The 17,399-nt window shown below is 69.0% G+C and carries 17 protein-coding genes; 7 read left to right on the top strand and 10 right to left on the bottom strand.

Going from position 1 to position 17,399, the window contains the following annotated elements; genetic code table 11:
- The first annotated feature begins 53 nt into the window (after window positions 1-53).
- Genes H577_RS17445 through rfbD form a run of 3 tightly spaced genes read left to right on the top strand, consistent with a single transcriptional unit; the run spans window position 54 to window position 3,390 of the window.
- Entirely contained in the window at window positions 54-926 is an 873-nt protein-coding gene (locus tag H577_RS17445) for a type II toxin-antitoxin system HipA family toxin (protein ID WP_245570397.1), read from the top strand.
- Window positions 927-974: 48 nt separating this feature from the next.
- Window positions 975-1,973, top strand: a complete 999-nt coding sequence (gene rfbB, locus H577_RS0112315) for a dTDP-glucose 4,6-dehydratase (protein ID WP_029146204.1) — start codon at window positions 975-977, stop codon at window positions 1,971-1,973.
- Between the two features lie 10 nt (window positions 1,974-1,983).
- Window positions 1,984-3,390, top strand: a complete 1,407-nt coding sequence (gene rfbD / locus H577_RS0112310) for a dTDP-4-dehydrorhamnose reductase (RefSeq protein WP_029146203.1) — start codon at window positions 1,984-1,986, stop codon at window positions 3,388-3,390.
- 3 nt (window positions 3,391-3,393) lie between these two features.
- On the opposite strand, the gene H577_RS0112305 is transcribed toward rfbD, so the two are convergent.
- From H577_RS0112305 to purE, 7 genes are all read right to left on the bottom strand, one after another.
- Window positions 3,394-4,140: an ABC transporter ATP-binding protein gene (locus H577_RS0112305; protein ID WP_029146202.1), complete on the bottom strand. Its 747-nt coding sequence runs from the start codon at window positions 4,138-4,140 to the stop codon at window positions 3,394-3,396.
- Complete coding sequence (locus H577_RS0112300) at window positions 4,140-5,009, bottom strand: ABC transporter permease (protein ID WP_029146201.1); 870 nt, start codon at window positions 5,007-5,009, stop codon at window positions 4,140-4,142. The genes H577_RS0112305 and H577_RS0112300 overlap by 1 nt, the downstream gene beginning before the upstream one ends.
- A gap of 131 nt (window positions 5,010-5,140) precedes the next feature.
- Window positions 5,141-7,321, bottom strand: coding sequence for an SH3 domain-containing protein (locus H577_RS17110; RefSeq protein WP_084516210.1), 2,181 nt, complete (start codon window positions 7,319-7,321; stop codon window positions 5,141-5,143).
- 334 nt (window positions 7,322-7,655) lie between these two features.
- Complete coding sequence (locus H577_RS0112290; protein ID WP_084516218.1) at window positions 7,656-8,759, bottom strand: glycosyltransferase; 1,104 nt, start codon at window positions 8,757-8,759, stop codon at window positions 7,656-7,658.
- A gap of 14 nt (window positions 8,760-8,773) precedes the next feature.
- Window positions 8,774-9,418, bottom strand: a complete 645-nt coding sequence (locus tag H577_RS18235; RefSeq protein WP_342664751.1) for an LCP family protein — start codon at window positions 9,416-9,418, stop codon at window positions 8,774-8,776.
- Window positions 9,419-9,454: 36 nt separating this feature from the next.
- A complete protein-coding gene (locus H577_RS18230; protein ID WP_342664750.1) occupies window positions 9,455-10,240 on the bottom strand; it encodes a hypothetical protein in 786 nt (261 codons plus the stop codon).
- Window positions 10,237-10,704 (bottom strand): 5-(carboxyamino)imidazole ribonucleotide mutase, encoded by a 468-nt coding sequence (gene purE / locus H577_RS0112280; protein WP_036285028.1) that lies wholly within the window; start codon window positions 10,702-10,704, stop codon window positions 10,237-10,239. Before purE ends, H577_RS18230 begins: the two co-directional genes overlap by 4 nt.
- Before the next feature lie 374 nt (window positions 10,705-11,078).
- Between purE and H577_RS17875 the strand changes: the two genes are divergently transcribed.
- Window positions 11,079-11,483, top strand: coding sequence for a hypothetical protein (locus H577_RS17875; protein WP_169566308.1), 405 nt, complete (start codon window positions 11,079-11,081; stop codon window positions 11,481-11,483).
- Window positions 11,484-11,525: 42 nt separating this feature from the next.
- On the opposite strand, the gene H577_RS0112270 is transcribed toward H577_RS17875, so the two are convergent.
- From H577_RS0112270 to H577_RS0112260, 3 genes are all read right to left on the bottom strand, one after another.
- Window positions 11,526-12,662: a 5-(carboxyamino)imidazole ribonucleotide synthase gene (locus H577_RS0112270; protein ID WP_029146198.1), complete on the bottom strand. Its 1,137-nt coding sequence runs from the start codon at window positions 12,660-12,662 to the stop codon at window positions 11,526-11,528.
- Between the two features lie 338 nt (window positions 12,663-13,000).
- Complete coding sequence (locus H577_RS0112265; RefSeq protein ID WP_029146197.1) at window positions 13,001-13,558, bottom strand: PH domain-containing protein; 558 nt, start codon at window positions 13,556-13,558, stop codon at window positions 13,001-13,003.
- A 197-nt stretch (window positions 13,559-13,755) separates the two neighbouring features.
- Window positions 13,756-14,550 (bottom strand): biotin--[acetyl-CoA-carboxylase] ligase, encoded by a 795-nt coding sequence (locus H577_RS0112260; protein WP_029146196.1) that lies wholly within the window; start codon window positions 14,548-14,550, stop codon window positions 13,756-13,758.
- Between the two features lie 294 nt (window positions 14,551-14,844).
- Between H577_RS0112260 and H577_RS0112255 the strand changes: the two genes are divergently transcribed.
- The 3 genes from H577_RS0112255 to H577_RS0112245 form a co-directional block, all read left to right on the top strand.
- Entirely contained in the window at window positions 14,845-16,440 is a 1,596-nt protein-coding gene (locus H577_RS0112255) for an acyl-CoA carboxylase subunit beta (protein WP_029146195.1), read from the top strand.
- Window positions 16,437-16,670 carry an acyl-CoA carboxylase subunit epsilon gene (locus tag H577_RS0112250; RefSeq protein ID WP_029146194.1) on the top strand — a complete coding sequence of 78 codons (234 nt, stop codon included), beginning with the start codon at window positions 16,437-16,439 and terminating at the stop codon, window positions 16,668-16,670. The genes H577_RS0112255 and H577_RS0112250 overlap by 4 nt, the downstream gene beginning before the upstream one ends.
- 513 nt (window positions 16,671-17,183) lie before the next feature.
- On the top strand, window positions 17,184-17,399 hold a 216-nt coding region (locus H577_RS0112245), incomplete at its 3' end, for a transposase (protein WP_029146193.1).

The raw sequence follows: 17,399 nt of genomic DNA, 5'->3' as shown, positions 1-17,399 counted from the left end.
ACGTCGACTACCTTCTCGGAGTCTCTGACCAGACCCGCCAGGGCGCCCTACGCGTGGCAAAGACTGCGGGCGGTGAGTTCGAGCATCCCGGCACCGATGTACCGAAGCTGGTCGCACTCCCCCGACTCATGCGCGCTGCCGAAGAAGCCGGTCGAGACGATCCTCCCGAAGAAGCCCTCAAAGCACTTCTTGACGCCGGTTCGGGCTCACTGGGTGGAGCGAGGCCAAAAGCATCGATCGCCGACGATGAGCGACTACTGATCGCGAAGTTCGGACACAGCGCAGATGAATGGGATGTCATGCGCTGGGAGAAGATCGTACTCGACCTCGCCGAACACGCCGGGATCGCATGCCCCCGCTCATCCCTTGTCGAGGTGTCAGGCCGGGCCGTCCTTCTCATTGAGCGGTTCGATCGCGAGACCGGGCATCGCATCGGTTACATCAGCGCGTTGACCCTGCTGGAGGCCGACGACGGCGAGACTCATGATTACCTCGATGTCGCCGACGCTCTCAGCACTGTCTCGCCCCAGGCATCAGCAGACCTTGCCCAACTATGGGCCCGCATCGCCTTCTCTGTGGCGGTCCACAACACAGATGATCACCTGCGCAATCACGGGTTCCTTCGCGCAAAGAACGGCTGGCGACTGTCACCGGTCTTCGATGTGAATCCGGATCCTGACCAGCACTCGCGACGCACCACGATCGCAGGCGCCACCGACCCTGTCGACGAAGCACGTGCACTGCTCGACTGTGCCCCACTGTTCGGTCTCACACCGGAGCATGCCCACGCGACCATCACGCGGGTCATCGAAGCCGTGTCTTCGTGGCGTACACGAGCACATGCACATCGCGTCACCGATCACGAGATCACGCGCTTCGCACCCGTTTTCACTCAAGGCCTCGACGCGCTGGCCACCGTGCTGTGATCACGGCGTCTGCGAGGATGGAATGAGACCTCTTCACGAAAGGCCACCATGGCTCATCTGCTCGTGACCGGAGGGGCCGGGTTCATCGGCTCGAACTTCGTGCACCACGTCATCCAGAACACCGACCACACGGTCACGGTGCTCGACAAGCTCACCTACGCCGGCAACCGCGCGTCGCTCGAGGGGCTGCCGGACGACCGGTTCACGTTCGTGCAGGGAGACATCGCCGACGCGGCCCTCGTCGACGAACTGTTCGCGGATGTCGACGCGGTCGTGCACTACGCCGCCGAGTCGCACAACGACAACTCGCTGCACGACCCGCGGCCCTTTCTCGACACGAACATCGTCGGCACCTACACGCTGCTCGAGGCTGCCCGCCGCCATGGCACCCGCATCCACCACATCTCCACCGACGAGGTGTACGGCGACCTCGAGCTCGACGACCCGGCCCGGTTCACCGAGGAGACCCCCTACAACCCCTCGTCACCGTACTCGTCGACCAAGGCCGGATCCGACCTGCTCGTGCGCGCCTGGGTGCGCTCGTTCGGGGTGCAGGCGACCATCTCGAACTGCTCGAACAACTACGGCCCCTACCAGCACGTCGAGAAGTTCATCCCCCGGCAGATCACGAACGTCATTCGCGGCATCCGTCCCAAGCTCTACGGCGCCGGCCGCAACGTGCGCGACTGGATCCACGCCGACGACCACTCCTCGGCGGTGCTCACCATTCTCGAGAAGGGCCGCATCGGCGAGACCTACCTGATCGGCGCCGACGGCGAGAAAGACAACAAGACCGTCGTCGAGCTGATCCTGCGGCTGATGGGCCAGGATCCCGACGCCTACGACCACGTCGCCGACCGGGCCGGGCACGACCTGCGATACGCGATCGACTCGAGCAAGCTGCGCACCGAGCTCGGCTGGCAGCCTCGGTTCCGCGACTTCGAGGCGGGCCTTGCCGACACCATCGCCTGGTACCGCGAGCACGAGGACTGGTGGGCGCCGGCGAAGGATGCCACCGAGGCGTTCTACGCCTCGAAGGGGCAGTGAGGCACCCGCCATGACCGAATACGGCAAGGCGCTGGCCGCGACGACGACACCGATCCCGGGGCTGACGGTGTGGGAGCTGCCCGTCCACGGCGACAACCGCGGCTGGTTCAAAGAGAACTGGCAGCGCGAGAAGATGACCGCCGAGGGCCTGCCCGATTTCGGCCCGGTGCAGAACAACATCTCGTTCAACGATGCCGTCGGCACGACCCGTGGCATCCATGCCGAGCCATGGGACAAGTTCGTCTCGGTCGCCACCGGCCGCATCTTCGGCGCATGGGTCGACCTGCGCGAGGGGCCCTCGTTCGGCACGGTGTTCACCTGCGAACTCGACCCGTCGCGCGCCGTGTTCGTGCCGCGCGGCGTCGGCAACGCCTACCAGACGCTCGAACCCGACACCGCCTACGTCTACCTGGTCAACGACCACTGGTCGCCCGACGCACAGTACACGTTCCTGAACCTCGCCGACAAGACCGCCGCGATCGCCTGGCCCATCCCGCTCGATCGTGCCGAGTTGTCGGCGAAGGATGCCTCGCACCCCCGCCTCGCAGACGTCACACCCGTGCCACCGCGCAAGACCCTCGTGGTCGGGGCGAACGGGCAGCTCGGTCGGGCGCTGCGCGCCGAGTTCGGCGGCGTGTCGCACGTCGAGTATGCGACGCGAGACGAGATCGACCTGGCTGCGCCCGACCTCGAGTCCCGGCGACGCTGGCGTGACTACGACACGATCATCAACGCCGCCGCGTACACGGCCGTCGACACGGCGGAGACGCCCGACGGTCGCCGGGCGGCCTGGGCGGCGAACGTCGCCGGCGTGGGTGCGCTCGCGCGGGTCGCGGCGCAGAACGGCGTCACGCTCGTGCACGTCTCGAGCGACTACGTGTTCGACGGCACGCTCGACCGCCCCTACCGCGAGGACGACCCGGTGTGCCCGCTCGGCGTGTACGGGCAGACGAAGGCGGCCGGCGACGCGGTGGTCGCCACGGCGCCCCGGCACTACATCGTGCGCACGTCATGGGTGATCGGCGACGGCAAGAACTTCGTGCACACCATGGCGTCGCTCGCCGACCGCGGCATCGACCCGCGCGTCGTCGACGACCAGATCGGGCGGCCGACCTTCACCGACGATCTGGCCCGCGGCATCCGCCACCTGCTCGACACGTCGGCGCCGTACGGTGTCTACAACCTGACCTCGACCGGCGAGCCGGCCAGTTGGGCCCAGATCGCCCGGCAGGTGTTCACGCTCACGGGCCATGACCCCGCGCGGGTCACCGGCGTGTCGACCGAGGACTACTTCGCGCAGGCGTCAGGACCCGTCGCGCCCCGCCCGCGCAACAGCGTGCTCGACCTCGGCAAGATCGCACAGACAGGGTTCATACCGACTGATGCGGTGGCGGGCCTGCAAGCGTATCTGGCCTGAGTGCTACTGCTCGAGCACCTTCAGTGCATCGTCGATCGGGCCGTCGAAGATGACTTCACCCTTGCGGATGACGATGCCGCGGCTGCACAGCTCCTTTACCTGGCCGGCGCTGTGGCTGACGATCATCATCGTGACGCCCTGCTCGGCCATCTCTTTGAGCTTCGCGTTGCACTTGGCGCGGAACGGTGCGTCGCCCACCGACAGCACCTCGTCGACCAGCAGCACGTCGAGCTCGACGTGGATCGCCACGCTGAACGCCAGGCGCATGAACATGCCCGAGGAATAGTGCTTGACCTCTTGGTCGATGAAATCGCCGATCTCGCTGAACGCGACGATCTCATCGAACCGTTCCTTGGTCTCTTTCTCGCTCATGCCCAGGATCGCGGCGTTGAGGAAGACGTTCTCACGCCCGGTGAGGTCGGGGTGGAAGCCCGCGCCGACCTCGATGAGCCCGGCGACCCGGCCGCGGGTGAGCACCTGGCCCTCGTCCGGGCGCAGCACTCCTGAGACCATCTTGAGCGTGGTCGACTTACCCGAGCCGTTGAGGCCCATGACCGCCACCGACTCGCCCTCGTTGATGACGAAGCTGACGTCCTTGAGCGCCTGGAACTGCTGCGACCGCACCGGCTGACGCTTGATCCAGTGGATGAAAGTGTCTTTGAACGATCGCGTGGACCTCTTGTTGAACCACTTCGAGACGTGGTCGAGCACGATGGCCGGCTGTGCCGTGGCAGTACGGAATGCGGTCATCACAGATCCTGGGCGAACGTGCGCTCGAAGCGGCGGAACACGAGCTGGCCAATGAGCGTCACAACGACGATCACACCGATGGAGGCGAGCACATTCCATCCGAAATCGGGCGGCCATCCCAACCGTTTTTCGGGGGCGACCACGGAGTCCCAGATCGCGTGGTGGAAGAACTCGACCGCGACAGTGATGGGGTTGCTCATGAAGATCTCGAAGATCCACTGATGGTGCTCAAGCGGCTTCTGCACCATCACCCAGGTGTACATGATGGGCGATGACCACGTGGCGACCGTGCGGATGATCTCGATGAAGTTCTGCGCGTCACGGAAGCGCACGTTGATCGCCGAGAACGTCAGCCCGACGCCGAGCACGAAGGTCGTCGCGAGGGCGAGGCTCGCCAGCATGAGGCCGACCGACGCGAACGTCGGCACCCAGCCGAAGAGCAGGGCCACGATCAGCAACACGATCAACTGCGGCAGAAAGTGGATGAACGAACCGATCACGGCTGAGATCGGGAACAGCTCGCGAGGGAGGTAGATCTTGCGCACGAGCGCCTTGTTGTCGACCACCGACCGCGTTGTGGCCCCGATGGCCTCATTGAACAGGTTGACGATCACGAGACCGCAGAACATATAGAGCGGAAACAGATCGACTCTGCGGCTCACGCCGATGATGTGCCCTACGACCACGAAATAGACGAGGAACTGCACCGTCGGCCGCACGTACGACCAGAGCCAGCCGAGCACCGAGTTGCGATACCGCAGTGACGTGCCCTTGCTGATCAGCAGGCGCAACAGGTAGCGGTATTTGAAGACGTCGAGGAGCCCTCGGCCCTGACCGGGTGTGTCGAAGGCGCTCTTGTCGAGTGTCATTGTCACGGGTATGTCGTCCTAGCGGCCGCCGCGGACTGTTCGATGGCCACCCGCAATCTTAGTGGAGACCCGTCTGGGAGCCGCCTGCGGCGTTTCGGCACCTCGATTGAGGCGCGTGGCGCCTCGACCATTCACCTCAGGTAGGTGTTCGCCACCCAGCCGGTCGTCGACCCGTAGGTCACCTGGCTCCACGATCCGCTCGTCTTGACGACCTTCACCGCGGCGCCGTTCGGGATCACCCGCAGGACCTTCGCTGACATGTTGCCGGCGGCACGCAGGTTGAGCGCCGCGATCGTCTTCTTCGTCGCGGTGGCCGGCTTCGACGTCGACGCACCTGTCAGGTACGCGTTCGCCACCCAGCCGGTCTTCGACGCGTACGTCACCTGGCTCCACGACCCGCTGGTCTTGACGACCTTGACCGTGGCCCCGTTCGGGATCACCAGTACGACCTTTGCCGACATGCTGCCGCTCGCACGCAGGTTCAGCGCCGCGATGGTCCGCTGAGTGCCGGATGCCGCAGCCGGCGGCTTCGGCGCGGGCGCGGGCGTCGACGTGCCTGTCAGATACGCGTTCGCCACCCAGCCGGACTTGGACCCGTAGGTCACCTGGCTCCACGACCCGCTGGTCTTCAGCACCGTCACCGTGCCGCCGTTCGGGATCACCAGCACGACCTTCGCCGACATGCTGCCGGCGGCACGCAGGTTCAGCGCCGCGATCGTCTTCTTGGTCGTCGGCTTCGGGGCCGGGGTCGTCGGCTTCGGCGTCGGCTTGGGTGCCGTCGTCGGGGTCGGCTTGGGCTTAGGTGTTGTCGTCGGCTTCGGCGTGCTCGTCGCCGTGGGCTTGGGCTTCGGGGTCGCCGTCGCCGTGGGCTTCGGCTTGGGCGTGCTCGTCGCCGTCGGGGTCGGCTTCGGCGTCGCGGTCGCGGTGGGCGTGGGCTTCGGGGTCGCCGTCGGCGCGGGCGCCGGCGTCTCCAGAGCCAGATAGTCGCTGTGCGCCCACAGCTGCTTGCCCCCCACGTTCAGCCGCCACCACACCCCCGACGTGCCGGTGCGGGTGTACTTCTGCCCGATCCTGATCGTCTGCACGCCCGTGTCGCAGTCCGTCGACGGCGCGGTACGCGCGTTCAGCGCCGCCACCGTCACCACCGCGGTGCCCGAGGCGCTCGTCACCGTCGCCGGCTGCGCGCACCCGGTCGACGCCGGCGAACCGCCGCCGCCCCCCGTGGTCGAGGATCCCGCCGCCAGGTACGCCGTCGTCACCCACGCCGTGCCGCCGCCGGAGGTGATCCGCGACCACGCACCGTAGGTGCCGGTGATCGTCACGGTCGCTCCCTTGGTCAGGGTGCTCACGCCCGTGCCGCACAGCGTCGTCGGAGCCTTGCGCACGTTCACCGACGGCACGTTCACCGTCGCGGTCGCACTGCGGCCCGCGACATCCGCCGCCGCCGGAACCGTGCACGCACCCACCTGGGCCGGCGCGCCCTTCGAACCCGACGCCCCGGGAGCGAACCACGCCACGTAGTAGTTGTAGAAGTTGCGGTTGCCGTACGTCGAGCAGGCGTCGCCCGTGCCGTAGCCCGCGGCCAACGCGGCGATGTTCGGGCGATACGGGGTGTAGTTGTACAGGTTCGCGGTCGCCTGGTTCTTGATGAACACCTTCGACGTGCCGCACGACGCGCTGGGCGCCCACTTGATCGTGTTGTACTGACCGGCCCGGTACCCGAACGAACTCGGATACTTCGTGTAGATCTGCATCTGCCGCGACCCCAGGTACACCTGGTTCCAGAAGCCGGCCGCGGCCGCCGAGCATCCCGCCGGCGTGTCGGGGCAGGACTGCCCCATCGCATGCTCGATGTTCCAGGCACTCGGTTTGGTCGAGGTGATCAGCCCCTGCTCTTTCTGCAGCATCACCAGGATCACCTTCGGGTTGATGTGGCACGCGGTGGCCGCACGGTAGATCATGCGTGCCGCGGTCGCGTTCTTCTCGGCCGCGATGGCCGTGCAGTACGTGTCGGCCTTGCGCGCGGTCAAATCGCCCCGGTAGTCCTTCAGGCACGTCGCGCCCTTCGCGCACGAGCCGACCTTGCCGTTCAGAAACGACTGGATCTGCGCCTCGGTCATCGCGTTCGCCCGATAGAACTCGGCGTCGGAGATGATGTACCCGCCGTCGACGATCGTGCCCGGCAGCTCGGCCGCCTGGGCCCGCGGCGCCGGCGCGACCGCCGTCAGCACCGCGGCGCCGAGCACCGCCGACAGCAGGAGCACGACCCAGCGCCAGCGCACGGTCATCAGGGCAGGGCGACGAGCGAACATGTGAACATTGTGGCGGAAGTGACGACTGATTACCACCGGAGTCTGAGATCCACCGGTGCGACACGCCGTATTCAGTGGGTGTTGAGGATGCCTCGGGCCTCAGTTGAGGGATGCCTCGTGATGAGGACGCGCGGGTGTGCGGTGCAGAACTCCTCCACTTTCGATGCCGACGCCCCCGCTACGGGGTTCTGGCCACACGCGACGCCCGGATTGGAGGAGTTCTGCACGCGCGACACCGCGCGGCGGGGCCTGCAGCGCGCCCGTGCCGCGAGCCGGGGCGCGCTTCGACTCCGGCCTCCGGCTTTCGAACACCGGCCGGGGCGACCGGGCCGCCTCAGAGGTCGGCGTGCAGCTGCCAGACGCGGTCGGCGGCCTCACGCCACGAGAACGCCCGGCCGCGATCGCCGGCCAGCACCGCGAGCCGCTCGAGGCCGGCGATCGACGACAGCGCGTCGGCTGCGGCATCCCCCAACGCCTCGGCGTCGTCCGCCCCGTCTCCGACGACCCGTCCGCCCTCGAAGATCACCTCCCGGTGGTCGGCGGATGCCGCAGCCACCACCGGCACACCGAGGGCCATCGCCTCGACCACCCGCCACGGAAAGCCGCTGCGCCGCCCCGGCGCCAGCACGATCGCCGCCGCGTCGAGGATCGCCGCGCGGTCGGCGGCATCCAGCCCCGGCCGCACATGCACCCGATGCTCACCGATCCCCGCCGCCTGGGCGAGTTCGACGATGGCCGGCTCCTCGCCGTCGCGCGCGTCGAGCACGACGATCGGCAGGTCGGCACCCGAGGCCGCGATCGCGCGGAACCCGGCCGCGAGCCCCGACGACGGCGACGCGTCGCCGATCAGCACCATCAGCGCCTCGGGCAGGGTCATCGTGCGACGTCGGCCGACGGCATCCGTCGGCACCGCGAAACCGGCGGGCGCCGCCCCCGCGATCACGCGGATGCGTCCGCCCAGGTCGGTCAGCTCGGCCAGCCGCTCGGCCATCGCGTGCGTGGGCACCACCACGGCATCGGCGTGGCGGCGCACCCGCTTGAGCATCGCCTTCGCCCACGATTGCAGCGCCCGCGGCACCTCGTCGGGGTGTTCCCACGGGCGCAGGTGCCACAGCGTCACCACGGTCTGATCGTGGTCGTTGACCCGGTCGTGCCGCACCAGCGGCGCCAGCAGCGTCGGCGAATGGATGAGGCCGCCGCCCGCGCCCGCGGTCACGCCCAACTGCCACGCCGCCGCCAGTTCGCGCCGGCCCATCGCCATCCGGCGCACCTCGCCCAGGCCCGGCACATCGAGCTCGGCAGCGCCCGCCGGCACGATCGCACCCACCTCGCAACCGCTCGGCCGCGCCTGCACCAGCGCGCGCGCCAACTCGCGCGACGCCGTCGCCAGGTCGGGATGGGTGGCCGTGACCAGCTGGTCGAGCACCACGCGCAGCATCACACTCACGGCGCTCACCCCTTCGGCGCCGGGGTCGGTGTCGGCGGATGCAGCGCCTTGTGCACGAGCTCGTGCACATAGGCGATGTCGGGATGCGTCTGGTCGACGTCCTGCGCCGGGGTCAGCTCGATCGTGGTGACCTTCTGCCCCTTCGCCTTGATCGCCAGGTCGGTGAAGTAGCCCAGCATCGACGAGGGGATGTCGGTCTTGACGAGATGTTCACCGGCCTTCGCGATCTGCTCGAATCGGTTGAGCACCGTCGACGGCGTGAACTGCTTGAGGATCGCCTCCTGCAGCTGGCGCTGCCGCTTCATGCGGTCCCAGTCGCTGGTGGTCTTGCGGCTGCGCGCGTACCACTGGGCGGTCTTGCCGTCCATCAGCTGCGGGCCCTTCTCGATCCACCCGGTGGCCCACTCGTCGACCGGCTGCCCCGGGTATTTCGGCCCGCCGCCCTCGGGCAGCCGCTCGGTGACGGTGATGTTCACCCCGCCCAGGGCGTCGACCAGAGCCGCGAACCCGGCCATGTCGATGAACGCGTAGTACGGGATCTTGATACCGAGCAGCCCCTCCGCGGCATCCTTGGTCGCCTCGACCCCCGGGTCCGAGCCCTGGCGCTGTGCGTCGGGGTAGATCTTGGCGCCGTCGCGGCAGACCTCCAACTCGGTGTTGAGCTGGTTGATCGCGCCGGTCCACCCTCAGTTCGCGCCGGCCTGCCCGGTGTGCACGTCGGGGTACAGCTTGTGCATGGGGCTGTCTTTCGGGAACGGGAAGCCCTCGAGGTCGCGCGGGATGCCGGTGATCACCACGCGTCCGGTCTCGGCGTTGACCGAGACCACCGAGATGGAGTCGAACCGCATCGAGTCGCGGCCCTTTCCGCTGTCGGCACCCAGCAGCAGGATGTTGTAATACCCGTCGGACGGCGGCACCGGCGGCCCCGAGGCCGAGAAGATGCTGCCCAGAGCGCTGCTGAAGGCATCCACTTTGCTGACCAGGGTGCCCGCGGTGGCGCTGGAGGCGACCATCAGCGAAGCCGCCAGCAGCAGGATGCCGAACCGTGCCACCGACCCGGTCTTGACCAGGCGCACCAGCCGGAGCGTGTCGATGGCCAGCACCACCCACAGCACCGCGTAGGCGATGATCAGCAGGGCCACCAGGAACGCGACGACGAACGCGCGGCCGCCCCAGGGCAGCGGCACGGATGCCGTCATGATCGACGCCAACGTCGACGGCGACAGCGCGGCGGTGACGGCGGTGGCGATCAGCAGCACCCACATCAGCACGGTGGCACCCAGACCGAACCGGCCGAGCCGGCGGTTGCCCGCGAGCACCTGCGCCGATCCGGGGCACAGGAACCCCAGCTGCACGAGCAGCCAGCCGCGCCGGGTCATCACGTCGGTGTCGTCGACGTCGGGGTAGCGCATCGGCTGCGCCTCGACCACATGACGCGGTGCCGCGGCCCGAGCGGCCGCGATCGTGGTCACAGAGACTCCTTGAGGCGACGGTTCTTCTGCTCGACCTGCGCCGTCAGATCGCGGGCGTACGCCTCGACGCGGTCGGCGATCGCCGGGTCGGATGCGCCGAGGATGCGCGCGGCGAGGATGCCGGCGTTGCGGGCACCGCCGATCGACACGGTGGCGACCGGGATGCCGGCGGGCATCTGCACGATGCTCAGCAACGAGTCCATGCCGTCCAGGGTCGCCAGGGGCACCGGAACGCCGACCACGGGCAGCGCGGTGACCGAGGCGAGCATGCCCGGCAGGTGCGCGGCTCCCCCGGCGCCGGCGACGATGACCTTGAGTCCGCGGGCGCGGGCGCCGCGCCCGTAGTCGACGAGCTTGTCGGGGGTGCGGTGCGCCGAGACCACCTCGACCTCATGCGGGATGCCGAAGTCGGTCAGCGCCTGTGAGGCGTCGCTCATCACACGCCAGTCCGAGTCGGAGCCCATCACGACACCGACCAGGGGCGAGGCAGAGGAATGCAGCGGCTCGGTCACGCGTCCAGGCTAGGGCGCAACACTGGAAGATCACCGCAACGGCACGGGTGTGCCGGGGGCGAGGGCGTGATTCGTGGGGGCGGTTGCGGGTGCGGCGGGTCTGGGGTGTCGGACCTGGGGGCCGCGGGTGCGTCGGGGGCGGCCGCGGGTGCGTCGGGTCTGGGGGCGTCATCGCCGCCTCCCCAGGTCGTCGATTTCACCGCCCGGGCGCAACTTGTCCACGGGTACCGGTACGCGCCGCCTGCACGCCGGTCCTCGCGCGTAACGTCGGTGGCGTGCCGGTGGCAGAACGCCGGCATTCGGAGCACACTGGAAGGGTGATCAGCTTGCCGCTCGAGACCTGGGTATCGCTGGCGACGATCGTCGCCGCCGCGGTCGCGATGTGGGCATCGATGCGCAAGTGGCGCACCGATTTGAAGGTCGACATCGAAGGCGTCCGGACCGAGCTGAAGGCCGACATCGAAGGCATCCGGACCGAACTGCACGACACCCGCACCGAACTGAAGGCCGACATCGAAGGCATCCGGACCGAACTGCACGACACCCGCACCGAACTGAAGGCAGACATCGAGGGTGTCCGGACCGAGTTGAAGGCCGACATCGAAGGCGTCCGCACCGAACTGCACGACACCCGCACCGAACTGAAGGCCGACATCAACCGGCTCGATGACCGGGTCTACTTCCTCGCCGCCGGCCTGCAGCCTCGATTGGCTCCCGCCGAAGGCGAGTGACAACGCCGAGTCGCGTCGGCCCTCGAAGAATGCCGAGTCGCGTCAGCCCTCGAAGAACGCCGCGGCCGCACGGGCGTCGTACACGACGTCGTCCAGATCGTCGCCGACGGCGTTCACGTGGCCGACCTTGCGGCCCGGCCGCGGGTCTTTGCCGTACGTGTGCAGCTTCACGCCCGGGTGGGCGGCCATCACCCGCGCGAACCGTGCATCGAGCGCATCCGACTGCGGCCCACCGAGGATGTTCACCATCACCGCCCACTCCTGCCGGGGCGACGGGTCACCCAACGGCAGGTCGAGCACCGCGCGCAGGTGCTGCTCGAACTGGCCGGTCACCGCGCCGTCCTGCGACCAGTGTCCGGAGTTGTGTGGGCGCATCGCCAGCTCGTTCACCAGCACACGGTCGTCGGTGGTCTCGAACATCTCGACCGCGAGCATCCCGGTCACCCCCAGCCCCTCGGCGATGCCGGTGCCGACCTCGGCGGCGACCTCGCCCAGGCGCGCGCTCAGGTGTGGTGCGGGCGCGATCACCTCGGCGCACACGCCGTCGCGCTGCACGGTCTCGACGACCGGGTATGCCCGAATCTGTCCGGACGGCCGCCGCGCGACCTGCTGCGACAACTCACGACGGAAGTCGACGAGCTCTTCGACCAGCAGCGCTCCTCCACGCGCGTCCTCGGCGAGCGCGGCGAACCAGTCGTCCGCCTCGGTGGCGGTCTCGACGACACGCACGCCCTTGCCGTCGTAGCCGCCGCGCGGGGTCTTCACGACCGCCCGCCCGCCGTGCTCGTCGAGGAACCGTTGCAGTCCCGTGGTGTCGGTCACGGCCGCCCAGTCAGGTTGCGGCATCCCGAGCTCGTCGAGCCGGGCGCGCATGAGTAGCTTGTCCTGCGCGTACAGCAGCGCGTCGGGGCCGGGATGCACAGCGATGCCGGCATCGACCAGGGCGCGCAGCACGGGCTGCGGTACGTGCTCGTGGTCGAAGGTGACGACGTCGACGGTGCGCGCGAAGTCGAGCACGGTCTGCTCGTCGCGGTAATCGCCGACGGCGGATGCGGCAAGCCCGGCCGCCATGCCGTCCTGCTCGGCGAGCACGCACAGCTCGATACCGATCTCGACCGCGGGCGCGATCATCATCCGTGCCAGCTGGCCGCCGCCCACCACTCCCACTCGCAGGGTCATCCCGCTCCTTCCGACCCGTCCATTCTCGCGTATGCGCGCCGCAGACCCGGGCCGGGCTCGGATGAGGCCTAAGGCACGGGCGTGGCTGTCGTCGCGGCCCGAGGCGGTGGCGCGGCCAGCGGTGCGGCCCGAGGTGGTGGCGTGGCCGGCGGTGCGGCCCGAGGCCGTGGCGCGGCCGGCGGTGAGGACCGAGGCACGGGCGTGGCTGTCGTCGCGGCCCGAGGCGGTGGCGCGGCCAGCGGTGAGGACCGAGGCACGGGCGTGGTGGCCAGACCGGCATTGCGACGACATCCAGGCTGCGGCCCGCGGGGTCAAGCCGGGCCGAGCCGCGGCGACGATCAGGCCGGGGGGGCCGCGATCGGGATGGATGCGGCGTCCCGGTGTGCCAGGATCTGACTCACCTCGACCTGGTCGACGAGCGTCTCATGAACCAGCACCGCCATCGGCACGTTCCGCAGCTTCATCTGCGCTTCCACGCCGTTCGACAGGGTCAGCGTGCCCGTCCCCCACATCCGCTGCAGCGGTCCGCGGCGCAGATGCACGGTGTACCCGCGTACGTGCTCGAGCTCGCGCCGCCGCACGCGCACGATGCCGCGGCGCTCCATGACCCGCCGGGTCGTGATCGTGTACAGATGCGACCACCACGACACGAACGGCAGCAGCACGAGCAACAGGACGATGACGGATGCCGCGGCCACGAGCATCCAGTTCTCGAAGGGCCGCGGCACGTTGCCCCACAGCCAGCCGGTCGCACCGCACACCGCGATGAGCACGACCGCCGACCAGAACAGGCGGTGCGCATGCGGTCGGAACCGTGCGATGCGCAACTCGGGCGGCGCGGGCATGCCCGGCGCCGGCGCCGGCGGCCGGCCACCGATGCTGGTCGGCTGACTCATGCCTTCTATTGTGGCCGCAGCCTGCGACATCCCGGCGATACGGCGCGGGATGTCACGACGACGTCCGCCTCCGCCCTCGACGGCGGCCCGGAGTGTGGTGCGCGTGTTCGCGCGGTCCGCGTGGCATGGCCGGCCCGCGTGGTACCGATACGTCACCCCGCCAGCACCGCCCGGGGCCGGTGACGCCGCGCGCGCTGCTACGCCGAGCCGCGCACGTGCACCACGTCGCCGGCCGACACGGCGGTCTCGGTCGATCCGGCGACGACCACAAGCCGTCCGTCGTCGTCGAGCCGCTGTGCGACCCCCTCGAGAACCCCGCCGGCCGGCAGCATCACCCGCACCCGCTGACCGAGCGTTGCGGACAGTGCCTCGACCTCGCCGCGCACCCCCGCCTCGGCCGCGCGCCCGCCGCTCTTGGCCAGCGCGGTGAGTTGCTCGTCCAGCGCCACCAGATAGTCCGCGATCAGGCGGTCTTCGTCCACGTCGCGCCCGACCGCGGCGAACGAGGTCGCCGTCGCCACCGGCAGCTCGGACCGGGCGATGCGCGTGTTCACCCCTGACCCGATGACCACCGCATCCATGTCACCAGGCACCGCCTCGGCGAGGATGCCGCACACTTTGCCGCCGTCCAGCAGCACATCGTTGGGCCACTTCAACCGCACGGTGTGACCGGTGCCGCGCAGCTGCGCGGCCACCGCGCGGGTCATCGCCGCCCCCGCGATCAGCGGAATCCACCCACGCGCCGCCGGCGGGACCTGCGGCACCCGCACCAGCACCGACACCGCGAGCGCCGTGCCCGGCGGCGCCGTCCAGGTGCGGTCGAGCCGGCCGCGACCCGCGCGCTGGTCACGGGTCAGCAGCAGGCTCAGGTGCGGCCAACCCGACGGGTCGGCGGATGCCGCGGCCACCACGTCGGCATTGGTCGATCCGGTGGATGCCACCACCTGCACACGCGGGCTCACCGCGGCCGTCCTCGGGTATCCCTCGCTCATGCACTCACCCTATGCGCCCCGACGTGATCGGCCTCGGGTCCCTGCGCTTGATCGGGCTCATGCTCACCCCCTACTACCCCTAATACCGCGCTCACCGCATTACCGCCCCCCATCCCGGCCGCAGCAGGAGAATCCGGCCAGAGCAGGAGTAACCGCGCCCGAAACTCCTGCAGCGGCCCGAATCTCCTGCCCTCACCCGGCGGAGCAGAGGGCCAACGTGTGTCACATGCAGACAGGGGAACACCGGGCTGCTTGTACGCGCCCTCCAACCGCTGCGGCGGGGTGATCGTTAGGGTGGAAGGCGTGACCGAACCGGACCTTTCCACGACCGCCGGCAAGATCGCCGACCTGCGCGCGCGCTACCAGCAAGCGGTCGTCGACGCCGAGCAGAACGCCCAGACCAAGCAGCACGCCAAGAACAAGCTCACCGCGCGTGAGCGCATCGAGTTGCTGCTCGACACCGGCTCGTTCACCGAGATCGACGAGTACGTGCGACACCGCACCACCGCGTTCGGCATGGACAAGGCCCGCCCGTACGGCGACTCGGTCGTCACCGGGGTGGGCACCATCCACGGCCGCACCGTCGCGGTGTACGCGCAGGACTTCTCGACGTTCGGCGGGTCGCTCGGCGAGGTGGCCGGCGAGAAGATCATCAAGGTCATGGAGCTCGCGCTGCGCAGCGGCATGCCGGTGGTCGGCATCCTCGACTCGGGCGGAGCCCGCATCCAAGAAGGCGTGGTCGCGCTCGGCAAGTACGGCGAGATCTTCCGGCTCAACACCGCGGCATCCGGAGTCATCCCGCAGATCTCGATCATCATGGGCCCGGCCGCCGGCGGCGCCGTGTACTCCCCCGCGCTCACCGACTTCGTCGTGATGGTCGACAAGTCCAGCCAGATGTTCGTCACCGGACCCGACGTGATCAAGACCGTCACCGGCGAAGACGTCGGCATGGAAGAACTCGGCGGCGCCCACACGCACAACACCCGCTCGGGCGTCGCGCACTACCTCGCCGAAGACGAGGACGACGCGATCGACTACGTGCGCACGCTGCTGAGCTTCTTGCCCGACAACAACATGGCCGAGCTGCCGGTGTACGAGGCCGAGTTCGAGTGGGAGACGACGGATGCCGACCGGTCGCTGAACACGGTCATCCCCGACTCGCCCAACCAGCCCTACGACATCCACCAGGTGATCGAGCACATCGTCGACCACGGTGACTTCCTCGAGGTGCAGCCGCTGTTCGCCCCGAACATCGTCATCGGCTTCGGCCGCGTCGAGGGCCGCACCGTCGGCATCATCGCCAATCAGCCGTCGCAGATGGCCGGCACGCTCAACATCGACGCCGGCGAGAAGGCGAGCCGATTCGTGCGGTTCTGCGACGCGTTCAGCGTGCCGATCGTGACCCTCGTGGACGTGCCCGGTTACCTGCCCGGCACCGACCAGGAATGGACCGGTGTCATCCGCCGCGGCGCGAAGCTGCTGTACGCCTACGCCGAGGCGACCGTGCCGCTGGTGACCGTCATCCTGCGCAAGGCCTACGGCGGGGCCTACATCGTGATGGGCTCCAAGCAGCTGGGTGCCGATGTCAACGTCGCCTGGCCGACCGCCGAGATCGCCGTGATGGGCGGACAGGGCGCGGTCAACATCCTCTACCGCGGCGAGCTCAAGCGCGCCGAAGAGGCCGGCGAAGACATCGCCGCGGTGCGCTCGCGGCTGGCCAACGAGTACCTCTACAACGTGGCATCCCCGTTCTTGGCGGCCGAGCGGGGCGAGCTCGACAGCATCATCGAGCCGGCGCAGACGCGCGTGTTCATCGCGAAGTCGCTGCGGGCGCTGCGCGGCAAGCGGGCGACGCTGCCGCCGAAGAAGCACGGTAACATCCCGCTATGAGCTGGGGGGACGAGCACGCGGCGGACGAATCGCTGCGCGTCGAGGTCGTGCGCGGCAACCCGACCGACGAGGAACTCGCCGCGCTCATCGCCGTGGTCTCCGAGGTCTACGCACGTGAAGAGGCGTCGGCCACGGCATCCGATGCCCCCTCCCGCACCGCCTGGGAGCTGTCGGCCCGCAACCTGCGTGAGCCGCTGCGCCGCGACCTCGGGTGGGGCCGGTTCGGCTGAGTCGAGTCGGGTCGGGATGCCGCGGGGTGCGGCGATCGGGCGCGGCCGGGCACCTGTGGGTGCCCGTCGGGTCGGGATGCCGCAGCCACACGGCCGCGACGCCCCCCGGGCGCTGCACCCAGACTTCGGAGGATCACGTGATGTTCGGGCGATTCTGCGGGAATCATCCGAACCTGGCGCGATCCTCCGAACCTTGTGGGGCGATGGATGCCGCGGGGCACGGCGAGCGGTCGCACCCGGGAGCGGCGCCGACAGTCGGGGCGGGATGCCGCAGCCACACGGCCGCGACGCCCCAGGCGCTGCACCCAGACTTCGGAGGATCACGCGATCTTCGGACGATTCTGCGGGAATCCTCCGAACCTAGCGTGATCCTCCGAACCTTGTGAGGCGATGGATGGGGTGAGTCCCATAGCGTGGTGTCAATTCCTGCGGGGCCCTCGTCGTCGTAGACGATGGAGGGCCACCGTGGGATGACCAGTTGTTTCCGGCAAGAAGCAAAGGAGAGATCCCACGATGACCCACTACCAGTCTGCCCTGACGACCCTGATCGGCGAAGTCCTCGCCGACCCCGAGCTTGCCCACTCGGACGTGTTCCGTCGGATGCTGCAAGCCGGCCTGCAGGATCTCGTTGACGCGGAAGCGACGGCGAAGATCGGCGCGGCTCGTTACGAGCGCACCCCGGAACGGATCACGCGCCGCAACGGGACCCGGCCCAAGACGCTCGCGACT

Origin of the sequence: Microbacterium luticocti DSM 19459 (genome assembly GCF_000422405.1) — a bacterium.
GTDB classification, from domain to species: domain Bacteria; phylum Actinomycetota; class Actinomycetes; order Actinomycetales; family Microbacteriaceae; genus Microbacterium; species Microbacterium luticocti.
Note: the sequence above shows the minus strand (reverse complement) of the source record. Positions and strands in the feature narration are given on the sequence as shown.